Below are 14,617 nucleotides of genomic sequence, written 5' to 3' on the forward strand. Positions count from 1 at the left end.
CGCCATCACCGTGTCGGAATGTCGATCAAATGGTCAATCGATTAATCGATCCCCGAGAAGACGAAGGAGAACTCGACGGGTTCGGCGTTCAGGAAGTACCGCGGGAGCGGGCCCGGGCCGCACGACTGGGAGCCGATGCCGTGCTGGCCGTGGTCGAGGTTGACCCAGACCGTGTCGCCGGGTGTGAGGTCGGTCAGGTGCCGCGCCGCGTCCAGCTGCTCGTTCGTCCAGCGCCGCGCGGAGAACCAGAACTCCGGGTCGCCCTCGATCCGCAGTCCGCCGAGCTCCGCCCAGCGGACGTCGGCCCGGGCGCCGTTCTCCTGCGGGCGCAGGTACGGGGTCTGCATCTCCTCGATGCTCCCGTCCCACTGGCCGAGCATGGCCGCGGCGCCGGTGTCCGGGTAGGCCTCGCCGGGACCACCGCCGAACCACTGGGCGTGTCCCGCGGAGGACGCCAGCCCGAAGCGGATGCCGATCCTGGGCAGCGGCACCGTCCAGTTGCCGTCGGGTCGCACGGAGACGGTCAGCTTCAGCCGTGTCCCGTCGGACGTCCAGCGGTACACGGTGCGCAGGCCCGCCTCCCGGGCGGCCGGTGCCACCCGGGTCCGTACGGTCAGCGCGTCGTCACCCGACTCGACGCCGTCCAGGCGGTGCCGCATGCGATGCAGACCGTACGAGCGCCACAGCACGCCGTAGCGCGTGTCGTCCTGCCAGGACGCGCCGTCGTCGTTGTCGGTCGGCGCCCGCCACACATCCAGTCGCAGCCCGGTCACGTCGACGCCGCCGATCGTCCTCGGTTCGCCGGTACGGGCGTCGAAGACACCGGGGCCGAGCGTGATCAGGCGCTCACCGGCGACGGGACCCGCCGACGCGGCGACGGTCACGGGTGCGCGTGGGGCGACGGTCTCCTGGCCCCACGCCACCGTATGACCCTGGGGCGCCCACGGGGTGTCCTCGGCGAGCAGTGCGCGGACCGTCCACTGGACCTCGGCGCCGTGACCGTCGGGGCCGGCCGGGAGCTTGATCTCGGTCGACTGCCCGGGGGCGAGGGGCCCGACCGTGAGTTCCCTCGCGCCGGTGGGAAGCCCGTCCACCTGGTGGGAGAACTCGAACGCCAGATGGGAGAGGTCCGAGAAGTCGTACGCGTTGGTGACCCGCACGGTCCCGCCCGTGCCGTCGCCCGCGATACGGACCGGCTCGATCACCTTCTTGTACTCGACCAGGCCCGGCGACGGCTTCCGGTCCGGGAAGACCAGACCGTCGCAGACGAAGTTGCCGTCGTGCAGCTCCTCGCCGAAGTCGCCGCCGTAGGCGTAGCCCAGCTCGGGGTGCTTGATGCCGTGGTCGATCCACTCCCAGACGAAGGCGCCCTGGAGGCGTTCGTGCGCCTCGAAGATCCGCTGGTAGTCGGCAAGTCCGCCCGGTCCGTTGCCCATGGCGTGGGCGTACTCGCAGAGGATGAAGGGCAGTTGGCGTCGCCTGTGGGTGCCGCCGTCCAGCCCCTTGCCTATCCGCTCCACCTCGTCGTGGAAGGCGTACATGCGCGAATAGACGTCCGTGTCGCGGCAGTCGATGTCGCCTTCGTAGTGCACGAGGCGCGAGTCGTCACGGTCGCGGATCCACTCGGCCATCGCGGTGAGACCGCGCCCTGTGCCGGCCTCGTTGCCGAGGGACCAGATGACGACCGACGGGTGGTTCTTGTCGCGTTCGACCATGCGGGCGGCACGGTCGAGGAGCGCGGGGGTCCAGCGGTCGTCGTCGACGGGGTTGTCCCGCCAGTCCTGCTCGACGAAGCCGTGGGTCTCCAGGTCGCACTCGTCGATCACCCACAGCCCGTACTCGTCGCACAGGTCGAGGAAGGCCGGGTGGGGCGGGTAGTGCGAGGTGCGGACGGCGTTGATGTTGTGCCGCTTCATCAGCAGCACGTCCGCGCGCATCGTCTCCAGGTCGAGGGCCCGGCCCGTCTCGGGGTGCCACTCGTGCCGGTTGACGCCCTTGAAGAGGATCGGCCGGCCGTTGACCTTGATCAGGCCGTCCGCGAGCTCGACGGTACGGAAACCGATGCGCAGGGGCACCCGCTCGCCCTCCGTCACCAGTTCACCGTCGTACAGCGCGGGCGTCTCCGCCGTCCACGGCTCAACCGGTACCGTAACCGCTTCCCCGGTCTCGACATCGATGTCCAGAGCCGGCACGGACACCCGCCCGTCGACATCGGAGTCGACGCGCAGGGTGCCCTCACCGGTGACATGGTCGTAGGAGGCGTGCACGAAGAAGTCGAGCACGCTGCCCGCCGGGCGGTGCAGCAGGGTGACGTCACGGAAGATGCCGGGCAGCCACCACTGGTCCTGGTCCTCCAGGTACGAGCCCGCCGACCACTGGTGGACCCGGACCGCGAGGACGTTGCCCGTCGGCCTGAGCAGGTGCCCCACCGCGAACTCGTGCGGCACCCGCGAGCCCTTGAACTCGCCGATGTCCCTGCCGTTCAGCCAGGCACGGGCGCAGGACTCCACGCCGTCGAAACGGAGAACGAAACCGCCTTCGGAAACGTCGGGCCATCCCTCGGGCAGGTCGAAGACCTTCAGGTGGTCGCCGGTGGGGTTCTCGGTCGGCACCCGGGGCGGGTCGACCGGGAAGGGGTAGAGATGGTTGGTGTAGACGGGCGAGCCGAAAGCCCCGTCGCCCTGGAGGACCCAGTGACCCGGCACCGCGACCTCGGCCCAGCCTCCGGCGTCGTAACCGTCTTCGGCGAACGAGTCGTCCTCGGCGTCGGCGGTCGCCGACACACGCAGTCGCCAACTTCCGTTGAGTGAGAGTGACTTCGCGTCCGACGAGGCGTACCGGGCGCGGGGCGGCAGGGCCCCGCTGCCCGGCGAGACGTTCTCGACGTAGTCGGCGGCCGTGGTGCGGAAGGTCATCGGTCTCCTAGGTCAGCCCTTGATGCCTGTCTGTGCGATCCCCTGGACCAGCCAGCGCTGGAGGAAGAGGAACACGAACACCAGGGGCAGGATGGAAAAGGCGGTGGCCATGAAGATCAGATGGAAGACGACGGTCTGGTTGGTCATGTAGTTGGAGAGCGCGACCTGAACGGTCCACGAACCCGGGTCCTGGCCGATGACCAGCGGCCACAGGAAGGAGTTCCAGCCGTTGATGAAGGTGATGGTCGCCATCGCCGCGAAGAAGTTCAGCGAGTTGGGCACCACGATGCGCCAGTACGCACCCCAGTAGCCCAGTCCGTCCACCCGCGCCGCCTCCTCCAGCTCCTTGGGGAACCCCAGGAAGTACTGCCGGAACAGGAAGCAGGTGAAACCACTGAACAGGCCCGGAATGATGAGACCCCGGTAGGTGTCCACCCAGCCGAGCGACGACACCAGGACGAAGCTCGGGACGAAGGTGACCGCCGTCGGGACCATCAGGGTGCCCAGGACGGCGTAGAAGACCTTGTTGGCGTGCCGGTAGGGGATGCGGGCGAGACCGTAGCCCGCGAGGGAGCACACCAGCAGGACGCCGACCGTGTGCAGGGTGGCCACCACCGCGGAGTTCCACAGGGACTGGCCGAACGGCACCGTCTCGTCGGTGAAGAGTTCGCTGACGTTGCCCCACTGGATGTCCGTGGGGAAGAACTTCCAGTTCTCTCCGGTGATCTCGGCGTCGGTGGAGAGGGCGTTGCGGATCAGCAGATAGAACGGGATGAGGAAGAAGAAGCCCGCGACGCCGGTGGCGACATAGAGGCCGGTGGAGCTCATCACGCCGCCGCGACCTGCGCGGCGGGGCTTGTCCGACGACGGCGCGGGTTCCCGTACCTCGGGCATCGTGGTGGTCACTTGGACTCCTCCCCCCTTCCGAAGCCCATGAACTTGCCCTGGAGCAGGGTCACGGCGCAGATCAGCACGGTCAGGATGACCGCGCCCGCGCTGCCGGAACCGTAGTCCTGGCTCTCTCCCAGGGCCTTGTAGTACAGCTCGACGAGGGGCGGACGACCCCACGTGGTCTTCGACAGCAGGTTGTAGAACTCGTCGAAGGCCTGGTACGCGGCGATGAGCAGCAGCAGGATCACCGCGGTGGACGTGGCGCGCAGCTGGGGCAGGGTGATGTACCGGAAGGTCTGCCAGCCCGGCTTGGCGCCGTCGATGGCGGCGGCCTCGTACAGCTCGCCCGGGATGTTCTGGAGCGCGGCCAGGAACAGGATCATGTAGAAGCCGGACTGGAGCCACAGCCGTGCGGTGACGATGACGAACCAGTACCAGGGCGGACTGGGGTCGGCCAGCCAGGCGATGTTCTCGACCCCGAACCAGCCGAGGACCGTGTTCATCATGCCGAAGCGGACGCCGCTGAAGATGGACATCTTCCAGATCAGCGAGGCGGCCACGTAACTGCACGCGGTCGGCAGGAAGAAGACCGAGCGGAAGAACGCGCGCATGAAGCGCAGCCGGTTCACGAGCAGGGCCAGGCTCAGTGAGAGCGCCCAGGTGGTGGGCACGATGAACGCGGCGAACGCCGTGAAGGTGCCGAGCGAGCCGACGAAGTCGTCGTTCGTCAGCATGTACGTGTAGTTCTCGAAGCCGACGAACTTGTCGGGCGTGACCGTGAAGCGGGCCTCGAAGAAGCTGAGCCAGAGGCTCCAGAGGATCGGCGCGTAGACGAAGATCGCCAGGCCGATGAGGAACGGCCCCGTGAAGAGCCAGAAGTTGAAGGTGGGGCTGCCCCGCAGAGCCCGCCGCGGCCTGGCCGGTGTGGCCTTCGCCGCGGCGGGGCGCGCGAGGTCGCGCGTCTTGGTCGTCGACATGTCGTGTTCCGTCCCGCGGCCTATCCGAACAGCTTCTTGAGTTCGCGGTTGACGGCCGTGTCGGCCTTGTCGAGCGCGGCCTCCGGGTCCATGTCCTTGCGGACGCTGTTGGCGAAGACGTCCTCGAGCGAGGTGCGCATGGCCTGCGTCCAGCCGATGTTGTCGAAGTGCCCGAACTCGTTGAAGAGCCGGACGCCTTCGGCGGCGTTGCCCGACTTGAGCTTGGTGGCGGTCTGCGCGAGCGAGGTGCGCGGCGGAATGTGGAAGCCGAAGTCGGTGGCCCATTCCTCCTGGTACTTCTTCTGGTCGATCCACAGCCACTTGACGTATTCCTTGGCCGCTTCGACGTTCTCGCCCTTGGCGTTGACGAACATCGACCAGCCGCCGTTGTAGACCGACTGCTTGCCCGAGTCGATGGTCTTCGGGAAGGGGAAGACCCCCCAGTCGTCGCCGAGTGCGGCCTGGATCCCCGGCATCGCCCACATGCCGCAGAACTGGATGGCACACAGGCCCTGGTTGAGCGAGGAGGGGTCCCAGGACTCGGTCGGAGCGCCGAGGAGGAGGTCGCCGCTGGTGAACAGCTTGCGCATCTTCTTCAGGCCCTCGATGACGCCGGGGGTGTGGTAGGCGATCTCGTTCTTTTCGGTGAGGTGGTCGGCGCCGGCCGACCAGATCATCGTGTCGATGACGTTGTGCAGGTCGTTGCCCATGTACAGGCCCTTGACCTTGCCGGTGGTGAGCTTGGCGGCGGCCTCCGCCAGTTCGTCGAGCGTGGTCGGCACCTCGACCTTGGCCTTCTCCAGCATCGACTTGCGGTAGAAGAAGAACTGCGGGTCGTCGATCATACGGACGCCGTAGATCTTGCCGTCCACCGTGTGCGACTTGATGTCGGCCGGGTTGAAGTCGTCCTTGACCGGCGTGACGATGTCGGTCAGGTCCGCCACCTGACCGCTCTTGATCAGCTGGATCTGCGGGTGGAACTCGAAGAGGTCGGGCGCGTTCTTGGTGAGCAGGGTCGCGAAGAGCTTGCTCTCGAAGTCGGCACTGGTGATCCACTGCGTGGTCACGGCGGCCTTGTCGTAGGCCTTCGCGTACTTCTTGATGGCCTGCTCGGTGCCCGCCTCGCCGTACGCGTGGAAGTACTGCGTGAGGTTGACACCCGAACCGGAGCCGCCACCGCGGCCGTTGTTGCCGCCGCAGGCGGCGAGCGTGCCGGCGGCGGCCATGCCCGCGGCGGCTCGGAAGAGGGACCTGCGGGACCAGTTGCTGTTGCTCATTGCCGACATGGCGACGTCCTTGTCTCGAAGTACGGCTACGGCTCTGTGGCTCGGCGCAGGTGGCTCAATTCCTGTCGCGGAGCGGGACGTTAACCTTCGGCTAAGCCTTCGGCAAGGGGTTGGACGAAGTCTGTTCGAAGCGTTGTGATCGGTTCGGAATGGCGAACGGGAGGGGTGTCGGCAAAGGGTGTGGAGCGGTTGCCGCAGGGGTAATGCGGGCGCGCGACAGGAGGGTTGAGGGCCGCCGGTGTCAGGGCCGGCGGCCCTCGGTCAGTAGGGCGATCCCGGACGGCTATTGCCTGGTCAAGGCCTCGTCGACCTTGCCGGTGCGGCCGTGGAGGATCACTTCCGGGCCGTCGACGACCGTCCGGTCGCCGACGGCGGGGCACTCGCCGTCCGTCCGGCCGACGAGTTGTCCGCCGACGCTCGGCAACCGGTGCGGGGGGTCGTCACCGGCGTGCGCGACGGCTTCTTCGGCTTCGCCTTCGGCTTCCGGCCCTCGGCTTCCGGCTTCCGGCCCCGGTCCCCGGCTCCCGGTCCCCGGCCGGTGGACGCTCGGCTGCGTCCCTGGGCTCCCCCTTCGCGTCGTGCGCGACAGGACTGCTGCTCGCTGCCGCCCGCGCGGGGATGCCGGAGCCGTGGACCGGGCCGCCGACCGGGCCGCCGACCGGGCCGCCGACCGCGCCGCCGGCCGCGTCGGCGGGCAGCGGTTTGTGAGAGCGGTTTCCGGCAAGTGCTCCGTTGCGGCAAACGAATCGCCCGGTTTCCTCGGTTCTCCTCGGGCAGCGGACGTACGTCGCTGTCGGTGCGCGTAACACTGCATCCCTTCCGTCGTCGTGAAGGTGGTGCGGTTCCGCATGGTTCATGCGGGCGGTGCGGTACGGCTCCTCGCACCGGCGAAAACGGCTCGCTTCGCGTTTCTCTGCCCCACCGACTGCAACGCCCCTTCGAGCGCGAATGTCGCCGCGCCCAGACAGGCCGGGTCGGTGGGGATCGGGGAGAGGACGATCCGGTTGGCGGCCAGCGGCCGTTTCAGCGCGTGCCGGGCGACGGCCTCCCGCACCTCGTCGAGGAGGGGTTCGCCGAGCCGGGCGGCGACCCAGCTGCTCAGGACGACCACCTCGGGGTTGAGCACGTTGACCAGGTTGGCGATGCCCGCGCCGAGGTAGCGGGCGGTGTCGCGGACGACCTTGACGGCGACCGGGTCGTTCGCGGCGACCCCGGCGGCCAGGGCGTCGATGGTGGCGGTCTGGTCGTCGGGATGCAACAGCGGGCTCCGCGGGCTGAGTTCACGCAGGTTCTGCATGATGCCGGGCGCGCCGACGTACGTCTCCACGCAGCCGTGGTTGCCGCAGCGGCACAGCCGCCCGTCGAGCACCAGCGTGGTGTGCCCCCACTCGCCGGCGCTGTTGCTGACGCCCCGGTGCAGCCCGCCGCCGAGGACCAGGCCGGCCCCGACTCCCGTGCCCAGGTTGACCACCACGGCGTCCCCGTGCCCGCGGGCCGCCCCGAACCACAGCTCGGCGACCGCGCCCGCGCGCAGCGGGTTGTCCAAGTACAGGGGATACGCGATGTGTTCGGAGAGCAGGTCGAGCAACGGCACGTCGTGCCAGTCCCAGTTGGGCGCGTACTCGGAGATGCCGGTGGCACGGTCCACCTGCCCCGGCACGCTCACCCCGACGCCGAGCACCCGGGCGGCCTCGACCCCGGCCTGCGCGACCACCGAACCGGCGGCCGCGGCGACATGGCCGACCACCTGCTCGGGGCGACTCTCGCCGGGGCGCATGTTCTCCTCGGCGCGGGCCAGCACGTTCAGCGCGAGGTCGAAGAGCTCGACATGGACGTAGGTTTCCGCGATGTCCACGCCGATCAACGCGCCCCCCGACGCGTTGACGGCCACGAGGCCCCGGGGGCGGCCACCCGCCGAGTCCTCGAACCCGACCTCGGTGATCATGCGGAGGTCGAGCAGCTCGCCGACGAGGGTGGCGACGGTGGCGAGCGAGAGACCGGTCGCGGCCGCGAGCTCCTGCCGGGAGGTGGGCGAGGCGGCGATGATCTGACGCAGCACCTCGTAGCGGTTCGCGGTGCGGATGTCCCGTGATGTGCCGCGCTTCATGCAGCGTGCCCCCTCATCCCTTCCGTGCCGTTCCGTGCCGGGCGGGCCCGCACTGCGACGGCACCGGCGCCGCGCCAGGTTATGGGCTGCCGAACCGTTCGACAAGGGGTTAGGAAAGGGGCTTTATAAAGTCGCCGGAGGCCGCGCGTACTCAGCCCGCCAGGAAGTCCCGCACGAAGGCGTTGGTGAACTTTCCGGCCGGATCCAGCACCCGCGCCAGGGCCGTGAAGTCGTCGATCCGGGGATACCGCCCGCGCACCACGTCGGCCGGCATCTCGAACACCTTGCCCCAGTGCGGCCGCGGCTCGAAGGGCTCCAGCGCGGCTTCCACCGCCCGCACCACCGGGAGCACGGCCGCCGTGTCCTCGACCCAGGTGAAGTGCAGCGCCACGGTGTCCCGCCCGTAGGAGGGGCTCAGCCACTGCTCGTCGGCGGCCACCGTGCGCACCTCGCAGACCTGGAGCACGGGGGCGACTGTCTGCCGGATACCGTCGATCGCATACAGCGCCTCGGTGGCATGCCGGCGCGCCAGCAGATACTCGCTCTGTAGCTCGTTCCCGCTGCTCGGGGTGAACTCCGCCCGGAAATGCGGCAGCCGCTCGTGCCACGGCCCCGGCACCCCGAACTGCTCGGTGCAGTTGACCGCCGGCATCCCCGGTACCGGATGCAGCGCCTCCCCGGCCGGCGTCGCCCACGGGAAGTCGGCGAGGGGCTCGTCCGTACGCCGTTTCAGCCACACCTGCCGGAAGCCGGGCGCGCCCCAGTCGGTGAACAGGCTGACGCTGTACGCGGCCGCCGCGACGGTCTCGAAGTCCAGCCCGTCCAGGGGAAGTTCGGTGAACAGATGCTGCTCGACCCCATAGCCGGGCTGGAGATCGAGGACGAGCGCGGTGACCACGCCGAGAGCGCCCAGCGAGGTGACGGCCCCGCCGAACCGCCGGTCGCCGCGCCCGATGACGACGGTCGAGCCGTCGGCGGTGACGATCTCCACCTCCCGTACGGCCGAGGCGAGCGAGCCGTTGCCGACCCCCGACCCGTGCGTACCGGTCGCCACCGACCCGGCGACCGAGATGTGCGGCAAGGAGGCCATGTTCGGCAGCGCGAGCCCGCGCTCGTGCACGCGGCGCGCCAGTTCGGCGTACCGGACGCCGCCGGCGACCCGCACGGTCCTGGCCGCCGTGTCGACGTCGACCTCACCGGCCAGCGCGCCCAGCGACAGCAGTACCCCGTCGCCGCCGGGCTCGGCGATCTCGTTGAACGAGTGCCCGCTGCCCAGCACCCGCACCCGCCCGCTTCCCGCCACGAGCGAGCGGAGCGCGTCGAGGGAGTGCGGACGGTGCAGTTCCTTGGCGGCGAAGGTGATGTTGCCGGCCCAGTTGGTAACGGTTTCGGTCATGCGACTGCTCGCCCCTCCCGAGGAGATCGAGAACCCGGAATTCCCAGGTGGAACCTACCCTGCCCGCAACACGAGGCCCCCGCCCCCACCTCCGCTTCGCCGGGGGCATACCGTGAGGAGTCGTACGCCTGAACCGGGAGGAGAGAGGGATGGGCAGCCGTACCGCGCTGGTCGAGGATCTGATGGAGCGGTTTCCGCATGTTCCGCGGGAGGCCGTCTTCAAGGAGGACCTGCTGCGTGGAGGTGTGGCCTTCGATCCCTCCGCGCTGAGCGACAACGAGTCGGGCGAGGTCAAACCGAAGTCCTACTTCATCTTCTCCTTCGACCACGGCACCCTGCCCGAGCTGGGCGAGGCCGCGCTGCGTCGCCCGCCGGAGGAGATCATCCTCACGGGAGGCCCGTACGACCTGCGGCGGACGGTCGTCTCGGTCCGGGTGAATCCGTCCTCCCCGTACCGCGTCGCGGCGGACGGCGAAGGTCTGCTCGGGCTCTACCTCGACGGAAAGCGCATCGCCGACGTCGGCGTGCCGCCGATGCCCGAGTACTACCGGCACAAGCTCTCCAACGGGAAGTCCGTCATGGAGGTCGCCCCGACCATCCAGTGGGGTTACCTGATCTATCTGACCGTTTTCCGGGTGTGTCAGTACTTCGGCGCCAAGGAGGAGTGCCAGTACTGCGACATCAACCACAACTGGCGCCAGCACAAGGCGGCCGGCCGGCCGTACACGGGCGTGAAGGACGTCGAGGAGGTCCTCGAAGCCCTGGAGATCATCGACCGGTACGACACCCAGAAGGCGTCCACCGCCTACACCCTCACCGGCGGCGCGATCACCAAGACCGTCGCCGGGCGGGACGAGGCCGACTTCTACGGTCACTACGCCAAGGCCATCGAGGAGCGTTTCCCGGGCCGCTGGATCGGCAAGGTCGTCGCCCAGGCGCTGCCCCGTGACGACGTGCAGCGCTTCAAGGACTACGGGGTGCAGATCTACCACCCCAACTACGAAGTGTGGGACCGCCGTCTGTTCGAGCTGTACTGCCCGGGCAAGGAGCGCTATGTCGGCCGCGACGAGTGGCACAAGCGGATCCTCGACTCGGCGGAGATCTTCGGCGCGCGCAACGTGATCCCCAACTTCGTCGCCGGGGTGGAGATGGCCGAGCCGTTCGGTTTCACCACCGTCGACGAGGCCATCGCCTCCACCACGGAGGGCCTGCGTTTCTTCATGTCGCAGGGCATCACGCCGCGCTTCACCACCTGGTGCCCGGAACCCACCACCCCGCTGGGCAAGGCCAACCCGCAGGGTGCGCCGCTGGAGTACCACATCCGGCTGCTGGAGGCCTACCGCGCCACCATGGACGAGTTCGGTCTCTCCTCGCCTCCCGGCTACGGACTGCCCGGACCCGGCCGCGCGGTGTTCTCCGTGAGTTCCTTCATGGACAGCCTTCCGGCAGAGGACTCGGCGACCGTATAGTCCGCGCAACGGTCCCGCCGTCCGCGAAACAGTCCCCGAAACCGGTGTCGAAACATGGCGTCGGTGTTGAGCACAGGGCGGTCCGCGTCCGTACTGGAGGCCGGAGTACCGGGCGCGGCCGCCTTCTCGTCGTCCCGTTCCGTTGTCTGTCCTGCTGTCCTGACATGACATCTGAACAGGGCGCTTGTCAGTTGTGTTGGAAACGTGAAAAGCTCTGCCCCTGCCGCGAGGTTCCCCCCAACTCCATTGCCGTCATGGTGAGTTGACCTCGCTTGTGGATGCAGGAGACTCATGCCCGACCTGCCGACCCCGAAGGACGCCGCCGAGGCCGCGCTGTTCTCCGAGTGCTGGGACGCCGTCCTGTCGTACGCCGACCTGTGTACGTCCGGCTCGACCGCGGCGAACCAGCTGGCCCGTGAGGCGTTCGCACTCGGCATACGCGAGGCCCGCGCCGCCGAGGACGGTACCGCACGAGGTGCCGGCCGTCGCTCGTCCCGGCTGCCCCGGATCCCGCTGCTGCTGACCGCCGTACGCACCACGGCCGCCGCCTGGGAGGCTCGGGGACAGGGCCACAAACTCGACCCCGATCTGCGCCTGTGGCTGAACTCCGACAAGGCCGCACGGTACGTCGGACCGCCCCTGAGCCGTCCCATCGCCCTGCGCGGACTGCGTGACATGCAGGAACCGGACGCCGCTCTGCTGTGGCTGGCGGAGGTGGAGGCACTGCCGCTGCATGCCGTGGTCCGCCGGCAGGGCCTCGACCCGACCGCCGCGGTGGAGGAGCTGAACCAGGTCCGCGGACTGTTCCGGGACCGCTGCCACCGCAACCATCTCGACACGCCGATGGACGCGGAGTGCCGCAGCTACGTCCGGCTCCTGGACGCCGTCACCCGCTCGCCCGCCGCCGACACGCCCCCCGACCTCTCCCGCCATCTCGCCACCTGTGTGGAGTGCGCGGAAGCCGCCGCCTGTCTGCGGCTGCACGGGGGCGGCCTGCCCGCCGCCCTGGCCCAGGGCGTCATCGGCTGGGGCGGCCTCGCCTACCTGGAGCGCCGCCGCCGGGCCGCCGAGGTGCGCCTCGGCGCCGGACGCCCGGACGCGGCGGACGCCGAGGGCGCGGCGGCACAGGTCGCCGCGAGCAGGGCGCGCGTACTGCGGGGCGGAATGCTCGCCACCGCCGTCCTGGTCTCCGTGGTGGCGCTCGCCGTGTCGATGATGCCCGGCGACACCGGCGGCGGCAGCGGCGGCGAGAACGTCGCCCAGGGCAACCCCGCGGACAGCAGCCCGGTGGCCGGCCCCGGCTCCGTCCTGCCGTCCGCGGACCCTGCCACCTCCGCCGCGCCGTCCTCGTCCCGCCCGGCGGCGTCCGCGAGCGGTACGCCCTCGGCGCCGGGCGGCGACGACGCCGGGAAGCCCGACCCCGAGCCCCAGGGCACCTCCTCGGCCACCGCCGGTGCCGGGGGGAGCGAGGACGCGGCGGCCTGCGAGGTCACGTACGACCTCGTCAACCAGTGGCCCGACGGCTTCCAGGCCACCGTCACCGTCACCACCGCCGTGACGCTCGACGCCTGGCGTGTGGCCTGGTCCTTCCGTGACGGCCAGAAGGTCGACCAGATGTGGGACGCGAGCCTCGCCCAGAACGGCTCACGCGTCACCGCGACCGCCGCCGACTACAACAGGTCCGTCTCGGCGAACGGCACGCTCACCTTCGGTTTCCTCGCCTCCTGGCAGAACAAGAACAGCGCGCCGTACGCTTTCACCCTCAACGGGCAGACGTGCACGAGCTCTTGACGCACGACGGCTGAACCGGCCGTCGGCGGAAACCGAGCGCAAGCCGTAGAGAGGGGCGGGCTTCCCGCCCCTCTCTCTTCTCTCGCCGCTTCGGCGAACAGGCGGGCCCCGGCGAGGGAGATGCGGTGCTGGGCCCGTTTCGAGGTGGGCGCGCCCCTCTTCGGTGACCAGGAACTGGCGCGCCCGACGGTCGCGGGGGCCGGGCCGCCTGCGGCTGGGCCCCCGGGCGCAGCCGCAGGCGGCCACGCGCGCGGCGACTTCGGTGCGTGGGCCGGAATTGGGTGGCAACCGGCTTCCTGCGCCCCTATCCTGAGTGAGCTTTGAGCGGGGCCGACGGCCGCGCTGTCAGTCGTGTGAGAAACATGAGGAACGGGAGGTGTGACCGATGACTGTCGCCGAGAAGGGTGCTGTTCGCAGCGACCAGACGTTCGTTCACTCCACCTCCGCGGTCTCCGGCTGACCACTTCTTCCGCTTCGCGTACGCGAGCGCTGCCGGGGCCGTCCCTGTGAAGGGTTTCCCTTGCATTTCTCCTCCACCTCCACTTCCGCCTTCTCCTCTTCGGCTTTGCCGCTGCCTCTCGCCGCGTACGGCTGGGACGCCGACCGGGAAGCCGAGTTCGCCCCCTACGCCGAGCGGGGCCTGCTGCCCGGCCGTGTGGTGCGGGTCGACCGTGGACTGTGCGATGTCGTCACCGCGGCGGGCGTCGTGCGCGCCGACACCGAGTTCGTCGTTCCCCGTGACCCGCTGAAGGTCGTCTGCACGGGCGACTGGGTCGCCGTCGATCCCGAGGACGCCGATCCGCGGTACGTACGGACACTTCTGACGCGCCGTACGGCCTTCGTGCGCTCCACCTCCTCCAAGCGGTCCGAGGGACAGATCCTCGCCGCCAACGTCGACCACGCCGTCGTCGCGATGTCCCTGGCCGTCGAACTCGACCTCGGTCGCGTCGAGCGGTTCCTGGCGCTGGCCTGGGAGTCCGGCGCCCAGCCCGTCGTCGTACTCACCAAGGCCGACCTGGTGCCCGACCCGGTCGCGCTGTCGTACCTCGTCGAGGACGTCGAGGCGAGCGCGCCCGGCGTGCCCGTGCTCACCGTCTGCGCGCGCGACGGTGACGGCGTCGAGGAGCTCGCCGCGCTCCTCGACCGGGGCACCTCCGTGCTGCTCGGGGCGTCCGGCGCGGGCAAGTCGACGCTCGCGAACGCGCTCGTCGGCGAGGACGTGATGGGCGTCCAGGCCACCCGAGACATGGACGGCAAGGGGCGGCACACCACCACCACCCGCAACCTGCTGCCGTTGCCCGGCGGAGGCGTTCTCATCGACACGCCCGGACTGCGCGGCGTCGGCCTCTGGGACGCGGGCACCGGGGTCGGACAGGTCTTCTCGGAGATCGAGGAGTTCGCCCGGGACTGCCGGTTCCACGACTGCGCGCACGAGTCCGAGCCGGGGTGCGCGGTGCGGGCGGCCGTAGAGGACGGGGAGCTGCCGACGCGCCGGCTGGAGAGCTACCACAAGCTCGTCCGGGAGAACCAGTGGATCGTCGCCAAGTCCGACGCCCGCGTGCGCGCCGACGTCCGCCAGGACTGGAAGCGCAAGCAGGCCGCCGGCCGGGCCGCGGGGGAGGCGAAGCGAGGGCGCGGGCCGTGGCGACCCGCTCCTCCGCGGTAACGCTTGCCTGTTCCGGCAACGCTTCCCGTTGCGGTAGTGCGTGCCTGTTCCGGAAACGCTTGCCGGTCGCAGTAACGCATGTGTGGTCCGGTAACGCTTGCTGGTCCCGGTAACGCGTG

General features: G+C 69.7%; 9 protein-coding genes. 3 read left to right on the forward strand and 6 right to left on the reverse strand.

Features of this window, described 5'->3' with window-relative positions; all coding sequences use genetic code 11:
* Window positions 1-41: 41 nt before the first annotated feature.
* From G9272_RS34895 to G9272_RS34920, 6 genes are all read right to left on the reverse strand, one after another.
* A complete protein-coding gene (locus tag G9272_RS34895; protein ID WP_171400215.1) occupies window positions 42-2,915 on the reverse strand; it encodes a glycoside hydrolase family 2 TIM barrel-domain containing protein in 2,874 nt (957 codons plus the stop codon).
* Window positions 2,916-2,927: 12 nt separating this feature from the next.
* On the reverse strand, window positions 2,928-3,809 hold the full coding sequence (locus tag G9272_RS34900) for a carbohydrate ABC transporter permease (RefSeq protein WP_171402297.1): 882 nt from the start codon (window positions 3,807-3,809) through the stop codon (window positions 2,928-2,930).
* An 8-nt stretch (window positions 3,810-3,817) separates the two neighbouring features.
* Window positions 3,818-4,783 (reverse strand): carbohydrate ABC transporter permease, encoded by a 966-nt coding sequence (locus G9272_RS34905; protein ID WP_171400216.1) that lies wholly within the window; start codon window positions 4,781-4,783, stop codon window positions 3,818-3,820.
* A gap of 20 nt (window positions 4,784-4,803) precedes the next feature.
* Window positions 4,804-6,060: an ABC transporter substrate-binding protein gene (locus tag G9272_RS34910; protein ID WP_171402298.1), complete on the reverse strand. Its 1,257-nt coding sequence runs from the start codon at window positions 6,058-6,060 to the stop codon at window positions 4,804-4,806.
* Between the two features lie 862 nt (window positions 6,061-6,922).
* On the reverse strand, window positions 6,923-8,176 hold the full coding sequence (locus G9272_RS34915; protein WP_171400217.1) for an ROK family transcriptional regulator: 1,254 nt from the start codon (window positions 8,174-8,176) through the stop codon (window positions 6,923-6,925).
* A gap of 151 nt (window positions 8,177-8,327) precedes the next feature.
* Complete coding sequence (locus tag G9272_RS34920; protein WP_171400218.1) at window positions 8,328-9,572, reverse strand: FAD-binding protein; 1,245 nt, start codon at window positions 9,570-9,572, stop codon at window positions 8,328-8,330.
* A 149-nt stretch (window positions 9,573-9,721) separates the two neighbouring features.
* On the opposite strand from G9272_RS34920, the gene G9272_RS34925 reads away from it, so the two are divergent.
* The 3 genes from G9272_RS34925 to rsgA all read left to right on the forward strand — a co-directional run bounded on the left by G9272_RS34925 (window position 9,722) and on the right by rsgA (window position 14,498).
* Window positions 9,722-11,041 carry a radical SAM protein gene (locus G9272_RS34925; protein WP_171400219.1) on the forward strand — a complete coding sequence of 440 codons (1,320 nt, stop codon included), beginning with the start codon at window positions 9,722-9,724 and terminating at the stop codon, window positions 11,039-11,041.
* Between the two features lie 291 nt (window positions 11,042-11,332).
* Window positions 11,333-12,832 carry a cellulose-binding domain-containing protein gene (locus G9272_RS34930; protein ID WP_171400220.1) on the forward strand — a complete coding sequence of 500 codons (1,500 nt, stop codon included), beginning with the start codon at window positions 11,333-11,335 and terminating at the stop codon, window positions 12,830-12,832.
* 565 nt (window positions 12,833-13,397) lie between these two features.
* Window positions 13,398-14,498, forward strand: coding sequence for a ribosome small subunit-dependent GTPase A (gene rsgA, locus G9272_RS34935; RefSeq protein ID WP_437184335.1), 1,101 nt, complete (start codon window positions 13,398-13,400; stop codon window positions 14,496-14,498).
* Window positions 14,499-14,617 lie beyond the last annotated feature (119 nt).

This window comes from Streptomyces asoensis (assembly GCF_013085465.1).
Taxonomy (GTDB): Bacteria; Actinomycetota; Actinomycetes; order Streptomycetales; family Streptomycetaceae; genus Streptomyces; species Streptomyces cacaoi_A.